This window comes from Marinoscillum pacificum (genome assembly GCF_024714495.1).
In the GTDB taxonomy this organism is placed as follows: Bacteria; Bacteroidota; Bacteroidia; order Cytophagales; family Cyclobacteriaceae; genus Marinoscillum; species Marinoscillum pacificum.
Map to the genome: position 1 here is coordinate 86,345 of NZ_JAMZMJ010000016.1, position 23,385 is coordinate 109,729.

Annotated in this window: 23 protein-coding genes; 19 read left to right on the plus strand and 4 right to left on the minus strand. The window is 39.1% G+C overall.

Annotation, left to right across the window (positions count from 1 at the left end; all coding sequences use genetic code 11):
• The first annotated feature begins 3 nt into the window (after window positions 1-3).
• Window positions 4-1,035 (plus strand): thiamine-phosphate kinase, encoded by a 1,032-nt coding sequence (gene thiL, locus NXS00_RS23875; RefSeq protein WP_258101807.1) that lies wholly within the window; start codon window positions 4-6, stop codon window positions 1,033-1,035.
• A gap of 66 nt (window positions 1,036-1,101) precedes the next feature.
• Here thiL and NXS00_RS23880 read toward each other — a convergent pair whose 3' ends face one another.
• Entirely contained in the window at window positions 1,102-1,680 is a 579-nt protein-coding gene (locus tag NXS00_RS23880; RefSeq protein ID WP_258101808.1) for a YceI family protein, read from the minus strand.
• Between the two features lie 165 nt (window positions 1,681-1,845).
• Between NXS00_RS23880 and NXS00_RS23885 the strand changes: the two genes are divergently transcribed.
• The 18 genes from NXS00_RS23885 (at window position 1,846) to NXS00_RS23970 (ending at window position 20,727) form a co-directional block, all read left to right on the plus strand.
• Entirely contained in the window at window positions 1,846-2,427 is a 582-nt protein-coding gene (locus NXS00_RS23885; protein ID WP_258101809.1) for a DUF3109 family protein, read from the plus strand.
• Window positions 2,428-2,614: 187 nt separating this feature from the next.
• On the plus strand, window positions 2,615-5,134 hold the full coding sequence (locus tag NXS00_RS23890; RefSeq protein ID WP_258101810.1) for a methyl-accepting chemotaxis protein: 2,520 nt from the start codon (window positions 2,615-2,617) through the stop codon (window positions 5,132-5,134).
• Window positions 5,135-5,149: 15 nt separating this feature from the next.
• A complete protein-coding gene (locus NXS00_RS23895) occupies window positions 5,150-5,680 on the plus strand; it encodes a chemotaxis protein CheW (protein ID WP_258101811.1) in 531 nt (176 codons plus the stop codon).
• A gap of 69 nt (window positions 5,681-5,749) precedes the next feature.
• Window positions 5,750-8,410: a methyl-accepting chemotaxis protein gene (locus NXS00_RS23900; protein WP_258101812.1), complete on the plus strand. Its 2,661-nt coding sequence runs from the start codon at window positions 5,750-5,752 to the stop codon at window positions 8,408-8,410.
• Between the two features lie 123 nt (window positions 8,411-8,533).
• Window positions 8,534-8,935 (plus strand): DUF1987 domain-containing protein, encoded by a 402-nt coding sequence (locus tag NXS00_RS23905; RefSeq protein ID WP_258101813.1) that lies wholly within the window; start codon window positions 8,534-8,536, stop codon window positions 8,933-8,935.
• Window positions 8,936-8,987: 52 nt separating this feature from the next.
• The gene (locus tag NXS00_RS23910; protein ID WP_258101814.1) at window positions 8,988-9,161 is read left to right on the plus strand and encodes a hypothetical protein; all 174 of its coding nucleotides are present in this window, start codon (window positions 8,988-8,990) and stop codon (window positions 9,159-9,161) included.
• A 417-nt stretch (window positions 9,162-9,578) separates the two neighbouring features.
• Window positions 9,579-10,319, plus strand: a complete 741-nt coding sequence (locus NXS00_RS23915; protein WP_258101815.1) for a ParA family protein — start codon at window positions 9,579-9,581, stop codon at window positions 10,317-10,319.
• Between the two features lies 1 nt (window position 10,320).
• A complete protein-coding gene (locus NXS00_RS23920) occupies window positions 10,321-11,313 on the plus strand; it encodes a chemotaxis protein CheW (RefSeq protein WP_258101816.1) in 993 nt (330 codons plus the stop codon).
• A 4-nt stretch (window positions 11,314-11,317) separates the two neighbouring features.
• A complete protein-coding gene (gene cheB, locus NXS00_RS23925) occupies window positions 11,318-12,355 on the plus strand; it encodes a chemotaxis-specific protein-glutamate methyltransferase CheB (RefSeq protein ID WP_258101817.1) in 1,038 nt (345 codons plus the stop codon).
• A gap of 2 nt (window positions 12,356-12,357) precedes the next feature.
• Complete coding sequence (locus NXS00_RS23930) at window positions 12,358-14,091, plus strand: chemotaxis protein CheA (protein WP_258101818.1); 1,734 nt, start codon at window positions 12,358-12,360, stop codon at window positions 14,089-14,091.
• A gap of 1 nt (window position 14,092) precedes the next feature.
• A complete protein-coding gene (locus NXS00_RS23935) occupies window positions 14,093-14,971 on the plus strand; it encodes a CheR family methyltransferase (protein ID WP_258101819.1) in 879 nt (292 codons plus the stop codon).
• A 5-nt stretch (window positions 14,972-14,976) separates the two neighbouring features.
• On the plus strand, window positions 14,977-15,342 hold the full coding sequence (locus tag NXS00_RS23940; protein ID WP_258101820.1) for a response regulator: 366 nt from the start codon (window positions 14,977-14,979) through the stop codon (window positions 15,340-15,342).
• Window positions 15,343-15,486: 144 nt separating this feature from the next.
• Window positions 15,487-16,086, plus strand: a complete 600-nt coding sequence (locus NXS00_RS23945) for a chemotaxis protein CheC (protein ID WP_258101821.1) — start codon at window positions 15,487-15,489, stop codon at window positions 16,084-16,086.
• A gap of 30 nt (window positions 16,087-16,116) precedes the next feature.
• Complete coding sequence (locus NXS00_RS23950) at window positions 16,117-16,476, plus strand: response regulator (protein ID WP_258101822.1); 360 nt, start codon at window positions 16,117-16,119, stop codon at window positions 16,474-16,476.
• A gap of 34 nt (window positions 16,477-16,510) precedes the next feature.
• On the plus strand, window positions 16,511-19,138 hold the full coding sequence (locus NXS00_RS23955) for a nitrate- and nitrite sensing domain-containing protein (protein ID WP_258101823.1): 2,628 nt from the start codon (window positions 16,511-16,513) through the stop codon (window positions 19,136-19,138).
• Between the two features lie 13 nt (window positions 19,139-19,151).
• Window positions 19,152-19,490 (plus strand): response regulator, encoded by a 339-nt coding sequence (locus tag NXS00_RS23960; protein ID WP_258101824.1) that lies wholly within the window; start codon window positions 19,152-19,154, stop codon window positions 19,488-19,490.
• A complete protein-coding gene (locus tag NXS00_RS23965; RefSeq protein WP_258101825.1) occupies window positions 19,477-19,944 on the plus strand; it encodes a chemotaxis protein CheX in 468 nt (155 codons plus the stop codon). The genes NXS00_RS23960 and NXS00_RS23965 overlap by 14 nt, the downstream gene beginning before the upstream one ends.
• A 3-nt stretch (window positions 19,945-19,947) precedes the next feature.
• Window positions 19,948-20,727: a PP2C family protein-serine/threonine phosphatase gene (locus NXS00_RS23970; RefSeq protein WP_258101826.1), complete on the plus strand. Its 780-nt coding sequence runs from the start codon at window positions 19,948-19,950 to the stop codon at window positions 20,725-20,727.
• An 11-nt stretch (window positions 20,728-20,738) separates the two neighbouring features.
• Here NXS00_RS23970 and NXS00_RS23975 read toward each other — a convergent pair whose 3' ends face one another.
• From NXS00_RS23975 to accB, 3 genes are all read right to left on the minus strand, one after another.
• On the minus strand, window positions 20,739-21,359 hold the full coding sequence (locus tag NXS00_RS23975; RefSeq protein WP_258101827.1) for a hypothetical protein: 621 nt from the start codon (window positions 21,357-21,359) through the stop codon (window positions 20,739-20,741).
• Window positions 21,360-21,492: 133 nt separating this feature from the next.
• Window positions 21,493-22,836, minus strand: a complete 1,344-nt coding sequence (accC, locus tag NXS00_RS23980) for an acetyl-CoA carboxylase biotin carboxylase subunit (protein WP_258101828.1) — start codon at window positions 22,834-22,836, stop codon at window positions 21,493-21,495.
• A 13-nt stretch (window positions 22,837-22,849) separates the two neighbouring features.
• A complete protein-coding gene (accB, locus tag NXS00_RS23985) occupies window positions 22,850-23,332 on the minus strand; it encodes an acetyl-CoA carboxylase biotin carboxyl carrier protein (RefSeq protein ID WP_258101829.1) in 483 nt (160 codons plus the stop codon).
• Between the last annotated feature and the right edge of the window lie 53 nt (window positions 23,333-23,385).

Consider the following 23,385-nt stretch of genomic DNA (forward strand, 5'->3'; position numbering starts at 1 on the left):
ATAATGAGCGACGAAAAAAGAACAGAAGTAGGAGAGTTAGGAGAGTTTGGTTTGATCGACCATTTAAGTAAAGAGATTAAGTTTTATAACGAAAAGACAGTCAAAGGGATTGGTGACGATGCCGCTGTGATGGACTTGGGTGATGAATATTTAGTTACTACAACCGATATGTTGGTTGAGGGTATTCATTTTGACCTGAGCTATATTCCTTTGAAGCATTTAGGTTATAAGGCTATTGCGGTAAATGTTTCAGATATCGCTGCAATGAACGCCACTCCTCAACAGGTTACAGTCAGTCTTGCACTGAGTAATCGATTTTCGGTGGAAGCCTTGGAAGTTCTTTACGAAGGTATTCGATTGGCTTGTGAAGATTACCGGGTTGACTTTGTAGGTGGTGATACGACTGCATCACGTAGTGGAATTGTGATTTCTGTTACTGCTTTAGGTACTGTGGCCAAAGACAAAATAACTTATAGGTCTGGTGCTGGTGAAGGAGATATCCTTTGTGTGACAGGTGATCTTGGTGGAGCTTATATAGGATTACAGGTTCTGGAAAGGGAGAAGCAAGAGTTTTTAGGCAATCCGGATATGCAGCCAAAACTGGATAATTATCCATATGTAGTGGGGCGTCAGTTGAAGCCTATGGCTAGAATGAATATAGTGCATGAGTTGGCGGAGTTGGGAGTTGTTCCTACTTCTATGATGGATGTGTCAGATGGTTTAGCATCAGAGGTTTTTCATTTATGTAAGCATTCAGGATTAGGTGCTGCGATCTATGAGGACAAACTTCCAATTGATAAGGAGACTTATGAGACTGCAGCAGAGTTTTCTATTGATCCAAATACCTGTGCTCTGAATGGTGGGGAAGATTATGAATTGCTATTTACTCTGAAGCAGGAAGATTTTGATAAAATCAAGAACCACTCTGATATTCATACTATCGGATATATGCAAAGTGCTGATAAAGGGAAGGTGATGGTAACCCGCGGTGGTAATACTATTTCATTGCAAGCACAGGGCTGGAAACACTTCTAAAAAATAAAGCCGTTCGCTAATCAGCGAACGGCTTTTTCCTCTAACCTATACTTGATCTTAAATCAATTATTTTGCACTTACAATCTTAATTTTAAGATCGAAGTTGTCATAGATAGTTTTGTCTCCTAAGTCATCGAAGAAACTACCAGAACCATATTTTACGTTGTATTTTGATCTGTCGATTGTCAAAGTAGCAGTAGAGATGACTTTATCGCCAGCAACTACAACCTCAGCTGGGAATTCGATTGGTTTAGTAATTCCTTTGATAGTCAAGTCACCATTTACCAGGTATTTGTTGCCACCTTGTTTCTTAGCGCTCTTAAGGTTGAATGTTGCCGTTGGGTAAGTTTCCACGCCAAAGAAGTCATCAGACTTTAAGTGACCTACTAACTTATCTTTCCACTCACCTTCTAGATCAGAACAATCAATAGTTGTCATGTCTACAACAAATGAACCGCTGGTCAATTTTTCACCGGTTAAGTTGAATTCTCCACTTTTTAGAGCAACTGTTCCATTATGTTTTCCAGTAACTTTTTCAGCATACCATTCTACGGTGCTTTCCGCGGCGTTTACTTTGTAAACCTCATTAACTCCTTCGCCCGAAGAAATCAACGATAATAATGAGATAATAATTGATTGTAACATAGTCTTAATTTGTTATTTCAAAGTTTATTATATGTATCTACATATATGTTGTGACAAGGTTAACGTAATTCTTACAAAAGGGTTTCTTTTTTTGAAAAAAATTATTCTTTCTTCTCCTAATTGGCTTTCAAATAACTTTGCACCATAATCAGAGGTAGACATATTATGATACAGTTGGAGAATACATTGGTATCTAGTGAAATCAAGGAGCGTTTTTTCGTTTGCAATCTTGACAAATGTAAAGGTGCTTGTTGTGTGGAGGGAGATCTGGGAGCGCCATTAGAGAAAGATGAGCTTCCAATGCTAGAAGAAGTGGTAGACGTTGTGAAGCCTTATTTATCAAAGGAAGCTGTTGAGGCTCTTGAGAAACACGGTCCTTATTTATTGGATGAAGAAGGTGATTTCAGTACGACTACTATTGACAATAAAGAATGCGCTTTTGCTTATTACGATGATCAGAAAATTCTGAAGTGTGGGATAGAGCAGGCCTGGAAAGATGGTAAAACGGAATTTCAAAAGCCAATATCATGTCACTTGTATCCCATAAGAGTTGCCAAGCTGCATGAATTCCTGGCCTTAAATTATGATCGATGGGATATTTGCTCTCCAGCATGTGATCTTGGGGCAGAGTTAGCTGTTCCGGTCTACAAGTTTTTGGAAGGAGCTTTAGTCAGGCGATTCGGTCAGAGCTGGTATGATAAGCTGTGTTTAATGATCGAAAAAGGAGAAGATACCGAAGAAGTATGATTTAGACTTTTATAACTTTAAAAGACACCGCCTTCATATTACCATTTAACATGTAAGAAACGCACTCAGTAGATTATTATGCCCTTTAGGTCGAATTAAACTGGGTATGTGCCTGAAATCATTTTATTTAGGGTTAACATTATATGCCCCAAGAATGATTTAGAGCTAACTCTTAATCACAACCAATATGAAGTACAACCTGACAATTAGGCAAAAAATGATGTATCTAATTGTGGGACTGACGGTAGTTGTTTACGTCATCTCATTAGGATATATCAGCATTCAATTGCGCGCCAACGCAATTGTAGAGGCAAAACAGCTTGCCGTTACATATGCCAATCAGAAAGCAAACGAAATAAAAGCGGTATTAGATGAGGATATGGCCATTGCTAGAAGCATGGCAGATGCTATTGAGTCTTATATTCAACTAGAAAAACCAACGCGTGATTTTCTGAGAGAATCACTTCTTAAGAATGTGTTGGAAGATAATCCTAAGTATGATGCAACCTGGATGAGTTGGCAATATAAATGGATAGACTCGAAATGGAAGCAAGACTATGGTAGAGAACGATTTACCGTTTTTTCTGATAAAGGTACTGTGAAGACCACAACTGTCCTTGCCGAATTAGATGGCAGTTTAGGAAGTGGTACCTGGGAGTCGTTTCGAAGTGTAAATGGTCCAGATGAGTTAATGACTGAACCATATTGGTATAAGGAATATGGTTCTGAAGAAGACATTAATGCCGATACAATCCTTGGAGTTTCATCTGTTGTGAGAATTGATATTGATGGACAGTTTGCCGGAGTAATTGGAGCAGACATGACTGTGGGTGATTTCAAGGAGATATCCAATATTGATTTTTATGAGAATGGATTTGCTTTTTTAGTTTCCAACAGTGGAGTAATAATATCTCATAAGAATAATAACCTGTATAGTCGCTTAATGGATACCTTGAGTATTGTCAAAAACAGCGATGAGGATATTTTAGAAAAAATCAAACAGGCTGAACCTTATTCTTATACAGTATTTGATGAGGATTCTGATGAAGATGTATTTGTGGCCTTAGCTCCAATTATAGTAGGTAAGAGTGATAGTCCCTGGTCTGTGGGAATAGTGGTTCCTGTTTCAGAGATCACTTCAGCGTTTAATGACACTTTCTTAAAAACATTGATTTTTGCTTTACTGGGTTTGGCTATATTGATAGGAATCACTTATTGGATTTCTTCTAATATGGCAAAGTCACTTGAGCAGGCTAGTTTTCTATTGACCAAACTAGCTGAGGGCGACCTTTCAGGCAACAACCGTTTGAAAATTAAGTCTGAAGATGAACTGGGTACTTTAGCTACGGCCGCCAATAAGCTAATGGATGATCTCATTAAAAAAGCTAATTTCTCTTATGAAATTGGAAGAGGCAATCTCAATTCCGAATTCAATATTTCTGGTGATAATGACATGCTAGGTTACTCATTGATTACCATGCGTGAAAACCTGCAGTTACTAAGTAAGGAGACCAAAGCAGTCATTACCAAAGCAGGGGAAAATGGTGAAATTATGACTGCTCGAATGGATAGCAACTGGGAAGAGGGAGCTTGGAAAGATTTGAGTGAATCGATTAACAATCTGCTGGACACTGTGTCTACACCATTTACGAAAATCAATGATATGGTCAATGCCATGTCTGAAGGAGACCTTACGGTTAGATATGACGAAAGTGCCAGGGGTGATGTGGAGATCATGGCCCTAAGTTTCAATAAAGCCCTGGATAATATCAATGAATTGATTGAGAATATATCTGGCGTGGCATTGGTAGTAGCTGAGTCATCACAGGAAATGCTTGCAGTGAGTGAGGAGATGACTATTAATACCAGAGAAATTGCTTCGTCTATTTCGGAAATGTCCAACGGAGCTCAGAATCAGGTGGTGAAGGTAGACGAATCCTCATCTCTTGTTGAAGGTATTTTGAGATCTTCCAATGAAATGGGCGAGCAATCAGCCAATATTAATGATGCTGCTCAAGCTGGAGCAGATAGCAGTGAAAAAGGTCTTGATCTTGTAAAGAAGGTTGGCTTTAGTATGCGTGATATTGCGGCATTTTCTTCTGATACTTTTGATTCGATCCAGGTTTTGACCAAAAGGTCCAATGAAATTTCTAAAGCACTTAGCGTGATTACAGAAATTGCCTCTCAGACCAACTTACTTGCTTTAAATGCGGCAATTGAGGCTGCTCAGGCAGGAGATGCTGGGCGTGGGTTTGCGGTAGTCGCTGAGGAGATTAGAAAACTGGCTGAAGACAGCAAACGATCTGCTAAAGATATTGAGAAACTGGTAGGAGATGTGCAGAGTGATGTTAGTACAGCAGCGTCTGCCATAGATATGATGAAGAGCAGTGTGAAATCTGGTGAAGATGCTACCAATTTTGCATCTGAGGCCTTTACCGAGATTACAGAATCTTCATCCAAGACATTGGTTCTGACAGAAGAAATTAGAAAACGTGTACAGCAGCAGATAGAGTCTATTAAAAATGTAGTGACCATAACAGAGTCTGTAGTGGTTATTGCAGAGGAAACTGCTGCAGGTACAGAGCAAATTGCGAGCTCTGCAACGGAGCTTTCTGCTGGAATGGATAATTATGTAGAAAGATCACAAAGTCTATCAGACATTGTGAATGAGCTCAATGAAAGATTAAGTAAATTTAGACTAAAGTAATAGCTTTAACAGCACATGGAAATAGAGCAAAAAAGTACTCAAACTGCAAGCTGGGTCGAGAAAGCCGAGCTTGCGGCATTTAATCAGGATATTGCTGAAAAAAGGCAAATTGAGGAACGAGAAGTATTGGTGGTCTTCCCATTGGGAAAAGAAAAATACGCTATTTCTATAGAGAAGGTAAAAGAGGTAGTGAAGTTGCCTCCTATTGCTCCAATACCACAATCGGCAGACTATATTCTAGGTGTCGGCAATATTCGTGGTAATGTGATTGCTATTACTGATTTAGCCCGCAGGCTAAATTTGGATTATAATACAGATATTGATCTGGCAACTGCATTTGTCATTGTTTTGAAAGATCCTAATGTACATGCAGGAATGATCGTAGCAGAAGTGCCAGATACAATAGTGGTTAATAAATCTCAGATAAATACGTCAGCTGCTGTAATCAAGAATTTGTCGGCATCTGATCAGTTTATAAAAGGGATAGTGAAAGTGGATGGAGAGATGATCATTTTAATAGATATATTAGAAATGATAGAGAATTAATCTCAAACCAAGTAGGATAATACGTTGCCCCCTTGTTGTATTAAGTCCTACTAAACCTTATGCAACTTTATGAATGATGGTGTTTTTACCGCGGATGTGATTGATATACTCCAAATCACTGGATATGTTACACTGATTACTGTAGTATCACTTTTAATAATCTACAGAAATTTTAAAGGTTCTTTCCTGTTTATTATATGCTTGATTCTGACAGTTATATCTGCAGAGTTGGCTGTGGTAAGTTATGCCGCAGGAAAATTTGGGTTTATTTATTTTGTCTATGCATCACCATTCATCGTTCTCCAGTTCTTTTTGGGGATGAGATGGACTTTTCATAAGGTGCATCATCCTTTGTTTAGAGTAATTAAAAGAATCAAGCTCATGTCTAAGGGTGAGGTTGATGTGAACTTTGAAGAGATCAATACAAGTCATCGAACAGATGAAATTGGGAGTATTACCAATGCATTAACTTCTCATGTCAATTTCTTGAAAAGCACAACACATCTTGCTGAAGACATTAAGAATGGAAATCTGGACACAGATTTTACAATCCAAAATGAGAATGATATTTTAGGACGTACACTCGTAGAAATGCGAGCCAACCTTAAACAGATAATTACCGAAACCAATCAGGTAGTGCAATCTGCGGGTGAGCAAGGTGATTTTAGCGCAAGAGTAGAAATTGAAGACAAATCAGGTGTTTGGCTTACACTATCCCAATCACTAAATGAATTGCTTGAAAGCGTATCACGTCCGTTCTTCTCCATCAATAAAATAGTGAGTGCGATGGCCAATGGTGATCTTACACTTCGGTATGAGGAGCAAGAGGAAGGTGATATCAAAAAAATGACCGACAATCTTAATCTGGCTCTTGACAACCTGGATTCACTGTTAAATACTATAGCCAGAAATGTAAACATCATTGATGACTCGGCTTCTGAGATGCAAATCACAGGTGAGGAAATGAGTAATAATACCAATGAAATCGCATCAGCCATCGGACAAATGAGTCATGGAGCCCAGAGTCAGTTGGCAAAGGTTGATGAGTCTTCTGCTCTGGTAGAGGGTATTCTTACTGCTTCCAAAGGAATGGTGAGCAAAGCCGAAGATATTAACTCAACAGCTAAAAGAGGGGCTGACTTAAGTAAGAGTGGTATCACCATCGTGGAAGAGATGGTGAATAGCATGAGAGAGATCTCCACATTTTCTAATAAGACGAAAGATTCCATGGGGGTCTTAACGGAGAGATCTAAGGAAATTACTCGTGTATTGGGTGTGATCTCTGAAATAGCCTCTCAAACCAATTTGTTGGCATTAAATGCTGCCATTGAAGCTGCTCAGGCGGGTGACGCTGGAAGAGGGTTTGCAGTGGTGGCTGAAGAGATCAGGAAATTGGCTGAAGACTCCAAGAAATCAGCAAAAGAAATCGAAGAGTTGGTAAAAGGGGTTCAGGTAGATACCAGAGAAACTGCTGAAGTCATTACACAAATGAGCGAGATGGTCAAAGAAGGTGAAAACACTTCTGTTCAGGCATCAAGCTCTTTTAGAGAGATTTTCGATTCTTCTAACAAAACGCTTCATAGCTCTGAGGAAATTTTGCAAGCTGCAAATTCCCAAATTGAAAGCATCAATAACGTAGTAACAATCACTGAGTCTATTGTAGTCATTGCAGAAGAAACTGCCGCTGGTACGGAGCAGGTAGCTAGTTCGGCTACTGAGCTTTCTTCAGGGATGGTCAACTTTGGAGATCGAAGTACTTATTTAGCTCAAGTTGCAGAGGAATTCCGAGAAGGCATTTCTATGGTGAAGCTGTCTGGAAATACTAGCGAAAACAGCGCTCTTTATAACATGCGTGAAAAATTCGAGCAAGAGAAAGCGTTGCTGGACGCTATTTTAAGCAATTTGCCGGATCTGATTTACTTTAAAGATTTAGAAAGTCGATTTACTAGAATTAGTGATTCGCTGATCAAATTGCATAATAAGCAATCAGCTGATGCCATACTTGGTAAGTCAGATTTTGATTTGTTTGGAGAGCATGCGAAAAAAGCACTCAAAGATGAACAAGAAATTATCAAGACTGGTAAGCCATTGCTTAACCTGATTGAAAAGGAAGATAGAATAGATGGTACAGTGGCTTATGTGTCTACTACCAAACTTCCGCTAAAAGATGTCAATGGACAGATCATCGGTACGTTCGGTATCACTCGGGATATTACCGAGCTGAAAGAAGCTGAGCTTAAATCTTCTCAGAGGGCTGACCAACTTCAAAGACAAGAAGAAATTATCAAGAACAATGCGAATGTGGTAAAGCGTCAGAATGAACTTTTTGTTGACATAATCAATCAGCTGGAGGAAAAAATAGAAGTTAAAAGTCCGGAAGGAAAGCTATACCTTATTAATGATGTAGCAGCATCTAGTTACGGGACTGATGTGTCTCAAGTCATTGGTAAAGATAATTTTGACTTCTTTGATCATGAGACAGCTTCAAAATACTGGAACACTGAAAAACAGTTAATTCTGAACAATCAATCAGCCGTTAGTCTTGAAAAAGTAATTCTGAAAGGAAAACCAACCTATTGGTTTATTAGAAAGCAACCAATCTATATACCTGAATTTGATGGCTTGGGACTGTTGGGTATTCAGAGAGAGGTAGAAAGCTATCAGATTGAAGAAAAGGGACTTGCGGAAGATTTGAAAGTGAAATATCCAGAGATTTCCGTTGAACTCTGATGTCATTTACTGCTCAAAAGACTCACTCATCAACTATTTGTGCCCATTCAACGAAACTAATACAACTAGCATAAATAAGATTCGTATTCTTGCATAGTAAAAATAGCCAAAGAATCATCGTTTATGTTATTTATCAGAAAAACTCACCTAACACCAGAGATTGTATTCGACCCAAGAAAAGGTCGATTGAGCATTGCAGGAATGTCTAGCCCAGACAACAGTGTAGCATTTTACCAACCGTTGTTAAAGATATTGAATTCTATCAAGGCAACACGAGGAGGAATCAAGGCTGATTTCAAAATGACAATGTTCAATACAAGTTCAGCTAAATGCATCTTTGATATCTTAAAGAGATTGAAAGCTATGGAAGAGCAAGGTCTGAGGATTGTGATCAACTGGCATTATGAGGAAGACGATGATGATATGTTAGAGTGTGGTGAAGATTTTCAAGACCTTTTGGATGCTAACTTTAATTTTATCCCGGGGTTTAATTCATACAATAACAACGTGGCAAAGGCGTCATAGGCGTTTTACTGATTTGATTCATAAGCTATAAAAATTAGTTTTTAAATAAGAAATGTTAAAGTCGTTGAAAAATAGGTTTGCAGTGAGATTGGCTTACGATGAGTCATTGGAGCAATACCTGGTGAAGAAAGGAAATACAGTGGTCTTTGTAGGATCGCAAGAAGAGTGCGAAAAGTTTTTCAAAGTGCATGTAGCATCAAGAAAATCTACGCAGACTTTCAACTAAAATATTGTTGAATAACACAGGAATTTGAGCCCTCTTTATGAGGGCTTTTTTTATATCTGGATTTCTTGTGGAGTATCATATGTTGGTCTGATTTAGTCAAGTCACCATGTTGTCAATAGAGAAAGTGGCCTGGCTGAGAGTATTTCTGAGAATCTCAAAAGCGGTGTCTCTCAATTTAATCTTTTCTAATGTTAGAGAGCTGGATTGTCAGTGTCTAATTCTGACGGAAATCATACCCATCCATCCAGATTTTTTCATGATTGGACGAATCTATTAGGGGTTACATTGTTTTTGGTGGTATGTTTATCAAAGCATCCTTGTAATCATTAGAAGAAATTCAATAACTTCTATTTGAATTAGCAAAGCGCTGATAGAACTAGAATCTAAGACCCAAAACCTAGACCTAATTTGCCAGTTATGACTATTTCCGTAGTGAATCAGAAAGGAGGAACCGGGAAAACTACAAGTACTATTAATCTTGCGAAAGCCTTAGAGCAAAAAGGCAAGAAGATCCTACTTATTGATATGGATCCACAAGGTAGTTTGAGCTACTCTCTGGGTATAGTTGATTTTGAAAAGAGTATAGCAGATGCTCTTTATGGAGAAGTTGATTTGTTAGAAACCATAGTTGAGAGGGAAGGAATGGATGTGATCCCTTCTTCCATTTCCTTAGCAGATGTAGAGTTGTCATTGGTAGATGCAGAAAATAGGGAACATCGATTGAAATATCTTTTAGATCAGGTAAAGGACTATGATTTTATTTTCATTGATTGTCCTCCGTCATTGTCGTTATTGACAGTCAATGCGTTAACAGCGAGTAGGTATGTGCTGATACCTATGTTGATGGAGGTGCTCAGTTTGCAAGGTCTGGATTTGATTTCTGAAACTTTGCAAAAAATAAAGCAAACCTTAAATGATGACTTGAGTGTTCTCGGTATATTGCCTGTAATGGTAGACAAGAGAAGGAAGCTTTCATCGGAGGTGTATGAGCATATCAATGCGAATTACGATTTTAGAATGTTTGAAAGTCAGATACGACCAAATGTTAGAGCGTCTGAAGCTCCTTCTTTTGGGCAGAGTGTTATCAGCTATGCTCCTACTTCAAATAGTGCTAGTGATTACCTGGATTTAAGTGAAGAAATATTAAAACTGTTGTGAGATGGCGTTAGGAGGTAATTTGAAAAAGAAGAGCCTGCTGCCTAATGATGAGGGGCCGGCTAAGAATAAGGAAACTTCAACAGAAAAGGTGAAGCCTAAGTCTAGTGATAAACCTAAAGCACAAGCTGAAAGTAAAAAGCCAGCAACTAAGAAAGCTGTAGCTAAGAAAGCGCCTACAAAAAAAGCAACTCCTAAGAAAGAAGTAGCTAAAAAGTCAACCTCAAAAAAAACATCTTCTAAAAAGATTGAGGAGGTAAAGGCACCTGAACAATCAGTTGTAGAAGAAAAAGTGGTAACTAAAGAAGTTGTTCCACCTGCACCAGTTGCTGTTACTCCTGCACCTATAGAAGTAGTAGAACAGCCTGCACAAGAAGTGGTGCCTGCTCCTGTTGTAAGAGAAACTAAACATACGTTCGAGTCATACGTAGTAGAAAAGCCTGTTGTAAGAGAAGGCCTTGTTACGAAACTCGAATATGAAAGACGTCAAAAGCTCCATGAGAAATTTTCTGAAGAGATAAAATCTTTAGACGGTAAGCAAGTTCATTTAATCGTTTTTCGAATTGAAAATGAGTCTTTTGCCATAGAAATTGGAAAGGTAAATGAAGTGGTGGTAACACCAGAAATTACCCGAATGCCTCAAGCGCCAAGATACATTCCCGGTATGGCTACCATAAGAGGGCGCGGTATCGTCACTTTGGATTTGGCTTATAAATTAGCTTATGTAGATGGTTTGGAAGGCTTGAAATCAAGGTCTGAGTATACCATCGTAGTTAAAACTCAAAAATTTACTGTAGGCGTACTTGTTCCTGAAGTGCCCGTCAGTCATATCATTTCTGGGAGTAACATCCAGCCTGCTTATGATAATATTTCTGAAACCTCTCTTGATGAAACATATGTCAAGGGGCTCTTTAGAACAGAAGAAGGCATGGTGTTCTTCATTGATATTGATGAAATGATTGAAGGTGATCGTCTGAAATCTAGATTATCGGAATAATACGGTGGCAGGTCAAATAAACATACTGATTGTTGACGATTCAGCCTTCATGAGGCTCCTTTTAACAGATCTTCTATCTAAAGACAGTGAACTGAATGTGATTGGTAGCGCTGTAGATGGTAAAGAGGCTGTTAGCATGGTCAAGAGTCTGCGTCCGGATATTGTTCTGTTAGATATGAACATGGGTGAGTATGACGGCATTTACGCTGTGGAGCGTATTATGGCATCCAACCCCATTCCCATTCTTATTTTAAGCTCAGTAGGAAATTCCAATCTGGATACCATATTCGATGCGCTGGAATTAGGAGCCGTTGATTATATCAACAAACCTCAGCGAGGCGGATCTAAAGTAAGAGAAATAGGAGCACAGCTCGTGTCTACAGTAAAACGTGTAGCTAGAGCTAAGCCTAAAGCCAATAAAATAGAGCGAGATGGGCTGAATAAGCTATCTCACACATTTGATACCACTGCCAATTATCATGCAATTGTCATTGGTGCATCCACTGGTGGTCCAACTGCTGTAGAGAAAGTGATCATGTCTTTACCTGCCAACTTGAATGTGCCGGTGTTGTTGGGGCAACATATGCCACCTAATTTCATCAAATCATTTGCTGCCAGGCTTGATTTTTTAAGTCCTCTGAAGGTAGTGGTTGGTAAAAAAGGAATGATTCCCAAGGCAGGAATGGTGATCATCTCTCCGGGTGATACCAATATGGTTGTGGCTAGAGATAAAAATAACACACCGAAAATCGGGTTTTCTGATGAGGTGTATAAAGAATATAACAATCCATCCATCAATGCCCTGATGACTTCAGCGGCTTCAGCCTATGGAGATAAAACGATAGGTGTACTATTGACTGGAATGGGTAAAGATGGAGTGCGAGGTATGCAAGCCATTAAAGATGCAGGAGGACGAACAATCGCGCAAGATGAAGCCTCCAGTGTGATTTACGGAATGCCTAAACTGGCATATGAAACGGGAGCGGCGGATACCGTCCTGCACATAAAAGAAATCGGTGTTTATTTGGTAAACTGTTTATAGCATTGAAAGAATCCGAATACAAAGAACTCTTCCTGGTTGAAGCCAAAGACAACCTTGAGCAATTGGATAAATTGTTTGTGGATCTTGAGAAGGATCATAACAACCAAAATGCAATTAATGCCATATTTAGGATTACGCATACCCTAAAAGGTAATGCGATGGGCTTAGGTATTGATTCAATTGCGGATTTGTCACACGTGATGGAGGATGTGATGATTGCCATAAAGAGTAATCAGGTTCAACTAAATGACGAATTGTTCAAACTTCTTTTCCGTGCTAACGATAAGCTGGGAGCTTTGGTAAATGCCATGGATTCTGGTGAAAAGGTTAGTTTCCTTGGAATTAAGACCAGCTTGGCTATCTTTTTGAAAAATGAGTTGGCTAAGGAAGATGAAGGTGAAGACTCCAAATCAGAAGAAAGTTCGGATGAGGAAGAATCTTCTTCAGTGGTTGAAGAGGAGGTAGTGGAAGAAGAGGTGCAGGAAGAGGCGAACACTACTCAGATATCCTTTTCTGACGTTATTCAGATTCCAGTTAAGAAAATGGACGACCTGCTAAGTGAAGTAGGTCAGTTAATCATTGAAAGAGATCGCTTGATCGCCTATAGTCAGGAGCTTGGTATCAAAACCGGAGAGTTCGATAGACTACAGCGAATCAGTTCCAATTTGCAGTACAGCATCATGAATGCTCGTATGGTGCAGGTGGGATTTTTATTCAATAAGTTTCATAGGGTACTCAGAGATGCTGCATCTATAGAGGGCAAGAAGGCGAATTTGGTTCTTAAAGGAACTGACACAGAGATTGATAGAAACATTCTGAAGCTGATGAGTGATGCTATGGTGCACCTGGTTAGAAACGCGGTGAGTCATGGTATAGAGTCAGAAGAAGTCAGAAGAAAAAATAACAAACCTGTAGAAGGGCAAATTACATTGGATGCACACTATGAAAGAGATAGAGTGGTTATTCAGGTAAAAGATGATGGTGCAGGTATAGACCATGAGGTCATCAGGAGAAAGATCGTTGAAAAAGGACTTGCAACTCCTGAGATGGCCAAATCGATGGGTAAGGAAGAAGTCTTGACTTATATCTTTGAGTCCGGGTTCTCCAACGCAGCTCAGGTCAATGAACTTTCTGGTAGAGGTGTTGGAATGGACGTGGTTAAGAAAGCCGTAGAAAGTATTGCTGGCCAGGTGAAGATTGAAACCGAAGTAGGCAAAGGAACAACAATGAACTTACAGGTTCCTGCATCACTTGCATTAAAGGGCTCTTTACTGTTTGATGTAGGCGGTCAGGAGTATGCTTTGGCGCTTTCTTATACCGAAGCTGTAGTGTCAATCGAGAAAAAAGATGTAAAGAAGCTGAGTGGTGGCCTTATGAGTACTTTCCAGGGCGATGCCATATCCTTGATTTTTCTCAAGGATATTTTATCACTTAGATCTCTCAACGATATATCTACGAAAGGAATACTTCATAAGACTTTCGATGAAACGGATGATGATGCTGTATTTGATGTTATCATCGTTTCTTATGATGGCAAGACCACCGGTATGGTGGTAGACAAAGTCATCCAGCAGAAGGAGATTATCGAAAAACCACTAACTAAACCAATAGATAAGACAAAACTATTGAGTGGAACAACTATATTAGGAAATGGCAATGTGTGTCCGGTAGTAGATGTGGCTGTGATTACAGACCTTATTCACAGACATTCCCTACAAACACAAATGGAAAATTAGTATGAAGAGTACGGGGACCATATTTTTAAATGATTTCAAATCACCAGCGGAGCTTATTACGGATGAGGAAATGAATGCCCTTATGACCGCAATTCGCAATCGATATGGTCTGGACTTCACTAATTATGAAAAAACATCGCTGAAAAGAGGAGTAACTCGCCTCATGATGAAGCACAACATGGATTCTTCACTAGATCTATGGAGTAGAGTTCTCAAAGACTATGATTTCTTTATGAGCTCTATTGATGATCTTTTAGTGAATCTAACAGAGCTTTTCAGAAATCCAGATGTTTGGATCAAGTTAAGAGATGAAATCCTGGATCAATATAAAGGTCAATCCATGCGGATTTGGCATGCAGGATGCTCTACCGGTGAAGAAGTATATACCATGAGCATCGTGCTGGATGAGAGAAACCTGTTGAGTAGAGCAAGGCTTGAGGCAAGTGATTTGAGTTCCAAGGCTTTGGCAAAAGCTAAGTCAGGACAGTATTCACTCGATATTATCAAGCAATACCTCAATCCATTTTTGAAGTTTTTTCCGAATAAGAAAATCGAGGATTATTTCTTGTTTACTGAAAAGTATGCAGAGATTAAGCCTCGATACAAGCAAAATATCAATTTTAGCAGGCACAACCTGGTTCATGATTCCGTGAATGGAAAATATGATATCGTTTTTTGCAGGAACGTTATGATCTATTTTGATGATCAGCTTAAATTGAAGGTGCTTACCTTGTTGCACCAGTGTTTGAAGCCAAATGGTTATTTAATCATTGGGTATTATGACATTATGCCAGATTCAGGGAAGAGTTTGTTTCAGGTAGAAGATATTAAAACGAGAATATACAGAAAAAAGGAGCCTAGTGCTTCATTAGCGAAATAAAGATTATGAGCCGAAATATTTTAGTTGTAGATGACTCTGGGTATTCCAGGGCAACCATCAAAGCCATACTTACAGAGTCTGGATACAATGTGATAGGAGAGGCAAAGAATGGAGCTGAAGCTCTCGATCTTATTGTAGAGCTTAAGCCAGACTTGATCACCCTGGATAATATATTGCCCGATATGTCTGGTATTGAGATATTGAGAGTTCTCAAGGAGCAAAATATTAAAGTAAAGGTGATTATGATTAGTGCCGTTGGTCAGCAATCTGCCATTGAAGAGGGCCTTGGTTTGGGAGCAAATGCTTATATTATAAAACCATTTACCAGGGAAAAGGTGCTGGAAGAAGTCCAGGCGTCTCTAGGTGTGTAGAATATGATAAGTTGGGTATAGGGGTATTATGCAGGTTGACCCATGTTTTTACTCCATCCAACAGATTATACATTGCTTTGATCGACTAAATATTGATATAAATAACATTTTTAAGAGATTGCATTGTAGTAACCAGAATAACCTATGCTTGATAAGTTAAATGAAAACGAGTTGGAAGTAGCGTCAAAGTTGGTCTTTGATGGTATGTCCATGGCGAAGAAATCCATGGAGATGATTCTTCAGAGTCCTATCACCATGGAGAAGATTGATTGGAGTAACGATGACGTTCCATTGCCAAAATATAAAGATTCAGGTGATCAAAGTGTACACGTTATACGTACTAACCTGATAGGTGAACTAAAAGGTACCAGTCACTTGATCTTTAGTGAGGATGAAGTGTCCAAAGTTCTCAATGCTTGTCTTCCTGGGAATATTGTTAATTCCGATACCCCAGAAAGTAAGATGATGAAAATGGGCTTCCTTACGGAAATGGATAATATGATGGCTGCTGCTGTAATTACAGAGTTTTCGAATTTCCTTGGATTGGAGATATATGGGCACGTGCCTTCACTAGAAGTAGTAAAAGGTTCTGATCTAAACTCTTTTATTGATAAAGAAGTTGGAGAGTTTGATGCAGTTGTGCATTTCAAGGCCAATTTTCATGGAAAGGAATTAGATATTTCTCCGGACTTCATATGGATTTTCCAGGAAGAGTTCGTTGATAAAATTAAAGATTTGGTTTAGAGGTTAACTTAAGAATAATTAAAGAAGAAAATGAGTAAGAAAGTTCTAATAGTTGATGATTCGATCTACATGAGATCTCTTATCAGAAGTGCTTTGGAAGAAGCTGGTTTAGAAGTAGTAGGAGAGGCTAAAGATGGTGAAACAGCCATTGACCTTGCTCTAGATACTCAGCCAGACCTTATTACTTTGGATAACATTCTTCCAGACATGATGGGATTTGAAATTCTTAAAGTGTTAAGAGATCAAGGATTAGAATCAAAAGTTATCATGATTAGTGCTGTAGGTCAGCAAACTGTTGTGAATAAAGGAAAAGAACTCGGAGCATCTGAGTACATTGTGAAACCGTTTACCTCAGAAGCATTAATTGAGGTGGTAAACAGAGTAATGTAATTACCTTAAAAGCACTAACTAACTCCAATAAAGTATGAAAATACTTTACGATCTGCCGATTCGTATAAAGTTTGCAGTAGTATTAATACCACTGATCCTAATCATATTGTGTTTTGATTATTTTCAAATCCAGCACAACTATCTTGATTATGGTGACTCCAATCGTCTGAACAAAACCATTAATCTGGGAATTGAGATTAACCACGTGGTGCATGAGCTTCAGAAGGAGCGTAGTATTGCTATTGGTTACGTTACCAGTAATGGGCACGAATTTGATGAGCAGATTACAAGACAGAGAGACGTTACAGATAGTACACTTAATAGATTTTATGTAGAGCTTCAAAACCCAGACCTTGAAGATGTGCTGGTGAAGCATACCAATGACATTGAGTTACTTAAAACTAGCTTTGATGAGATAGACGAAATCAGGAGGAGAGTAGATAAGCTTTCGTTAGATCCATATCAGATTCTTAAGTATTTTTCGGATATCAATAATGTAGCTCTGAATACAGTTGATCAATTGATTAATGAAACCAGAGACAAGGATGTAGCGCAGCAAGTACATGCTTTGATTTACTTTTTGAAAGCAAAGGAAAGAGCGAGTATTGAACGCGCTATTGGAACTCAGGCATTTACGCTGAAGGCGATGGATGACGAATTGTATTCGTCATTTACATCATTGGTAGCGGAACAAAATTCCTATATAGACGCATTTATTGTTATTGCGGATGATGATTCACGTGATACCTACGAACGCTTAGTTGCAGGTCATGATGTAGATGAGGTTGATCGCCTTAGAAATGTGCTACATACCAGAACCAATTTTGAAGTGGATTCGAATTATTGGTATGAAATGACTACCAATAAAATCAATGCGCTGAAAAAGGTTGAGGATAGTATCTCCAGTAGGTTACTTGTGACCACTGCAGGCTTGGCGAGCAATGCCTTCAGAAAGTTCTGGACATTCATCGTCGTGGATGTTATTATAGGAGTTTTAGCCCTGTGGTTGATGTCGATCATTGTGACTAACCTGTTAAGTAACGTGAAGTTATTGGAAGAATATGCGGTTCGTTTCTCAAAAGGAGACTTTACAAGGCGCGTAGTAATTCCTACCAAAGATGAGATTGGACACTATGCACATACGTTCAACGTAATGGCGGGTGAAATTGTCAAATCTCACAATATTCTCAGGAAGGAGCGGGATAAGGCCAAGTTCCTTTACAACAACATCTATCGCGTGGCGATGATGGTCTTCCAAAATATTCATCAGGGAATTTTCCTATTGGATAAAAACCAAAAGATGAGTAAGCTCTACTCCAAATCAATGGAGAAGATTTTTGGCGTTAATAAGATTGCTGGAGAAAACTTCTCCAATTTTATGCGTCCATTGATCATTCCAAGAGATTTGGAAGCTTTGGAGATGTTTATGAGACACTTGTTCAATGAAGACATGGATGAAGACGTGGTTAACCAGTTGAATCCAATTGAGCAAGTAAAAATTTATAGTGAAAAAGAAGGTCTTGTTACCACCAAATACATTCGAGTGAACTTTACTCGTATTTGGAGAAAAGACAAGATTGCCAATATTATGGTGACGGTTTCTGATGAAACAGAAGCAGTATTGTTACAAAAACACCTGGAAGAAGCAGAGAAGAAGAAGAAGCAGGAGACAGAACAAGTTCTTAGTATTCTTAAAATCGATCCTTCTCTTATTCGTGGATTCCTTCACAATGCTAAACGCACACTTCGTAGTATTTCTGAGAGATATGAAACTGATCGTGATGGTAACTTCAAAGAGCTATTACAATTCACTTTTGAGACTATTCATAATCTAAAAGGGAATGCTGTGGTGATTGGATTGGATATCATGAGTCAGAAGTTTCATGAGGTGGAAGAATCTATCGCTGAGTTGAAAGACAAAGAGGTGAAAGGAAAAGACTTCCTGACTATTCTTTATGAGATTGATGATGCGGATAAGATGATTGACGACATGAGCTCAATGCTTAGAAAAGTCGCTGACATTTATCGCAAATACCCATCAGGAGGTCATGTGGTTTCTAATATCATGCTAATCGATTCTTTGGAGCGAGCAGTGAAAGTACTTTCTGAAAAAATGGAGAAACAAGTTGATTTCTTCTTTAAGAATGAGGGTAATTTGGTGCTGCCAAATGAGAAAATTGACACTTTCCGAGATATCATGGTTCAATTGATAAGAAACTCGATGAGACATGGTATTGAGGATAAGGCTATCCGTTCAGAAGAAGGTAAGATGTCAAGAGGAAGTATTACGATTGATCTAAATCAGCCGGAAGATACTTTGTTGGAGGTTACTTACAAAGATGACGGTAAAGGTCTTGATATAGAAAACATTAAAAAGCATGCTATTGAAGTAGGTGTCGTAAGCGACTTTGAAGCTGAAAAATTGGATGAGCAAGGAATCATTGATCTTATCTACAAAGAAGGCTTCTCAACTGCGGAGGAAATAGACGAACATGCAGGTAGAGGACAAGGCATGAATCTCGTGAAGAATCTCATTGAGGGAATGTCAGGAACGTTCGAGACCAGTTTTGAAACTGGTAAGTATTTTCAGTTGATTATTAAGCTACCTGTGAGTGGTAGCATGAAAGAAGAACCAGAACTAGATGAGACTGCTAATAGTTGATGACTCGTCCATAATGAGGCGAATTATTGAAAAGAATCTCAAAGATTACGATATTGAGATTATTGGTACGGCTCCGGATGGTCATAAGGCTCTCGAAATCGTAAAAGAAAAGAAGCCAGATGTGATCACTTTGGACATTACCATGCCTGGAATGGATGGCTTAGCATGTCTTGATGAGATTATGGTAGTGCATCCCGCTGCAAAGGTGATGATAATAACTGCATTATCTGATAAGCTTACAGGTCTAAGAGCACTGGATAAAGGTGCTAGGGGATTCTTGTATAAACCAGTTAATGCGGATGATTTAGCAAACGCATTTGACCGATTATTGAAGCGAAATGAAAACAAGTAAAGCGGAATTTGATGCGACCTGTAGTTTATTCATCAATTCAGTAAATAATTACTTTAGACACCTTACTGAAATTGATTCTGAACTAAATGTGCCGTATATTAAGCAGTCTGAAGGCTTGGTGCTGAAGGATTACACTGGTATGATCGGTATATCAGGTAATAGAAAAGGCTTTGTTTACATTTCTGCGGATCGTCACATGTATGAAGATTTAATTAAGATCTTCATAGGAATAGATGATCCTTCAGATGAAGATATCCTGGATATGGCTGGAGAAATCTCCAACGTAGTTGCAGGAAATGTGAGAGCAAACCTGGGAGCAAATTTTATGATTTCTGTTCCAGTAGTATTTCAGGGCATGCCTTCTCAATTAAAGATACCTAGTGACGTATCCATTTATGTTATTCCAATCGTTTGGAATAATCATGAAGCATACGTAGTTATTGGATTACAATAGTATATGAAACCACAGGAACCTACATATTTCAACCTGGGCATAGGCGAAGACGAGACTCAACGAAATTATTTTTCGTTGTTTCCTGAAGAGCTAATGGCCAGTGTTATAGAATCATTCGTGATCAATAAACCAATGATCGGCAAAGCGGGTGGTGATGGTTTCTGGGTACACCAGGATGGAGAGCACTTATATATTGTTCTTTTTGATTGCATGGGGCATGGACACTTGGCGAGTATGATGACTCGTGTTTACACACAATCATTACAAAAAATCGTTCAGGAAGAAGATATTAAAGATCCAGGTACTATTCTTAGATACCTCCATCATAAGATTGGGACTAAGTTTAAAAAGCGTGAGAACCTTCAGGTTGGAACAGGTGCAGATGTAGGTGTACTAAAGATCAACCTTGAAATACGTAAAATTGAGTACGCTGGAGCAAAAACAGACTTGTTTCATGTGCAAGGTGGTAAGTTGGAAGTTATTAAAGCAGATCGCATGCAAATAGGCGAGATGTGGGAATACCCTCACCACTACAATACACGTAATGTGCCATTGACAGATGGTGTAAAGTCCAACTTCTATTTATCTAGTGACGGATTCAAAGACTTGATGGGTGGTACTGATGGCAAGAAGCTGGGCAAGAAACAAATGAACGACATCATAGAAGGTCAGTACGGCAAAAGCATGATGGAGCAAAAAGAAGACATTCTTAAGTTTATGCAAGAATGGAGTGGCTCACATATGTTAGTTGACGATGTGCTGATTGTAGGATGTGCTCTTTAAGGGGCTAATTCTTATTCCGTTGTATTCAGACGGAGAATATCCAAAAAGTTTTGATCCAGTATCCATATGAAATATGGAGATACATTGACAGCAACACCTTTCAGTACAGAGGATACGTGGAATGCCGTTTTGTAGATTTTATTTTCTTTTTCGAAGTACTCGTTTATTTGATTACACGGTATAATCTGGATTTGAGGAACTTTTAACTCCAGTTGTACACCTAAGTACTCAGAAATCTCTTTCATTGAGAGTGCCGCGATTACATTCTCTATCTCCGACATAAAGCCGTGCTTCATCAACTTATTTTCTGTACGCTTGTCTGACTTGAACTCTTCTGGTAAACAGACAGAATTAATAAGATCTACTTCGTGATCGAGAATGATGAAGTAGAAAGCACCTCTAATGTCACCACTAAATACCAGCTTCACGAGGTGTGCTTTAAATCTTCCAAGCAGATCCAGGTCAGGAAAAGTATCAACGTCACCAGTGTTGAAGTCAACATGAGATGCATCTACGCGAATCTTTAGCATCTTAGCCATAGAGTCTACAGCTTTAACCAAAGCATTATTCACCAGCTCTGAAACTAGTTCATATTGTTCTTCTGTAAGTCTGTTGTTAAATGTCGTTGACAATTGATCTCGCTTGCTTTTTAAATCAGGCAAAGATACTACACTCTTAATGTTCTTTGCGCTTAATTAAAAACGAAATAAAAAAGGTCTTTGTTCAACACAAAGACCTTTTCGATTAAATGCTTATTCTATCGATTTACAGATCAGAAAAATCGAATGTATCCAGGAATTTAGTCGTGAACTGACCAGACTTAAATGTTGGATCATCCATTAATTTGATATGGAATGGAATTGTTGTTTTAATTCCTTCGATGACCATTTCCTGAAGAGCACGTTTCATACGAACGATAGCTTCTTCTCTAGACTGACCGCTTACGATAAGTTTAGCGATCATAGAATCATAGAATGGAGGAATAACATAACCAGCGTAAACGTGGCTATCTACTCTCACTCCATGACCACCAGGGAAATGAAGGTTAGTTATTTTACCAGGGCTTGGTCTGAAACCATTAGCCGGATCTTCTGCATTGATTCTACACTCAATAGAGTGCAGTTGTGGATAGTAGTTTCTTCCAGATACCTCTACACCTGCAGCAACTTTGATTTGTTCTTTGATCAAGTCAAAATCAGTTACTTCTTCGGTGATAGGGTGCTCTACCTGGATACGTGTGTTCATCTCCATGAAGAAGAAGTCACCGTGCTTGTCTACAAGGAATTCTACTGTTCCAGCACCTTCATAATTGATAGCCTCAGCTCCTTTAATAGCTGCTTGACCCATTTTCTCACGAAGTTCCTGAGAAACAATTGGTGAAGGAGTTTCCTCCACTAATTTCTGGTGTCTTCTCTGGATAGAACAATCTCTTTCAGAAAGGTGACATGCACGTCCACGGCTATCGCCTACTACCTGGATTTCAATGTGACGAGGCTCCTCAACAAATTTCTCTAGGTATAGACCATCGTTACCGAATGAAGCTGCTGATTCCTGACGAGCATCATCCCAAGCTTTCTTGAAACCACTTTCATCATTTACAAGGCGCATACCTTTACCACCACCACCGGCAGTAGCTTTAAGCATGATTGGATAGCCAGCTTCTTTAGCTATCTTCATTCCTTGCTCTACAGATTCTAAAAGTCCATCAGAACCAGGGATGGTTGGTACGCCAGCCGCTTGCATAGTTGCTTTAGCTGTTGCCTTGTCTCCCATAGAGTTAATCATGTCTGCACTTGCTCCAATGAACTTGATGCCATACTCCTCACACACTTTTGAGAACTCAGCGTTCTCAGCCAGGAAACCATATCCTGGGTGAATAGCATCTGCATTGGTGATTTCTGCTGCAGAAATGATCTGAGGGATCTTTAAATAAGAATCTTTACTTGCTGGAGGTCCTATACAAACTGCTTCATCGGCAAATCTCACGTGAAGACTATCCGCATCTGCTGTAGAGTAAACCGCTACAGTTTTGATGCCCATTTCTTTACACGTACGAATTACTCGTAAAGCAATCTCACCTCTGTTTGCTATGAGTATTTTTTTGAACACGATGTATGGTTATTTAAGATGGATCAACTAAAAATAGAGGTTGGTCGTACTCAACAGGCTGAGCATTTTCTACCAATACTTTTACGATTTTTCCTGAAACTTCAGATTCGATTTCGTTGAAAAGTTTCATTGCCTCAATAATACATACCGCATCTCCTTTGCTGATAGAATCACCTACGCTAGCGAATGGAGCTGACTCAGGATTGGATGATCTATAGAACGTACCAATCATTGGAGATTTAATAGTGATCAAATTAGCATCGTTTGATGCTGCTGGAGCTGGAGCCGCCGGAGCTTCTGCTGCTGGAACCGGAGCTGCCGCAGCTGGGGTAGGAGCTGGAGCCGGAGCCGCTGCTACAGGTGCCGGAGCACTAACAGTTACCTGCTGAGATGCTCTTTTTACACTGATTTTAAACTCTTCAGTTTCAATGTTAACTTCATCAAGTCCAGAACCTGAAATGAAATCTATTAAATCACGAATTTCTTTTGCTTTCATGCTTTAGCTTTTTTGTTGTCTATTATAAGGCAGTGAGCGGCCTTACATATTCA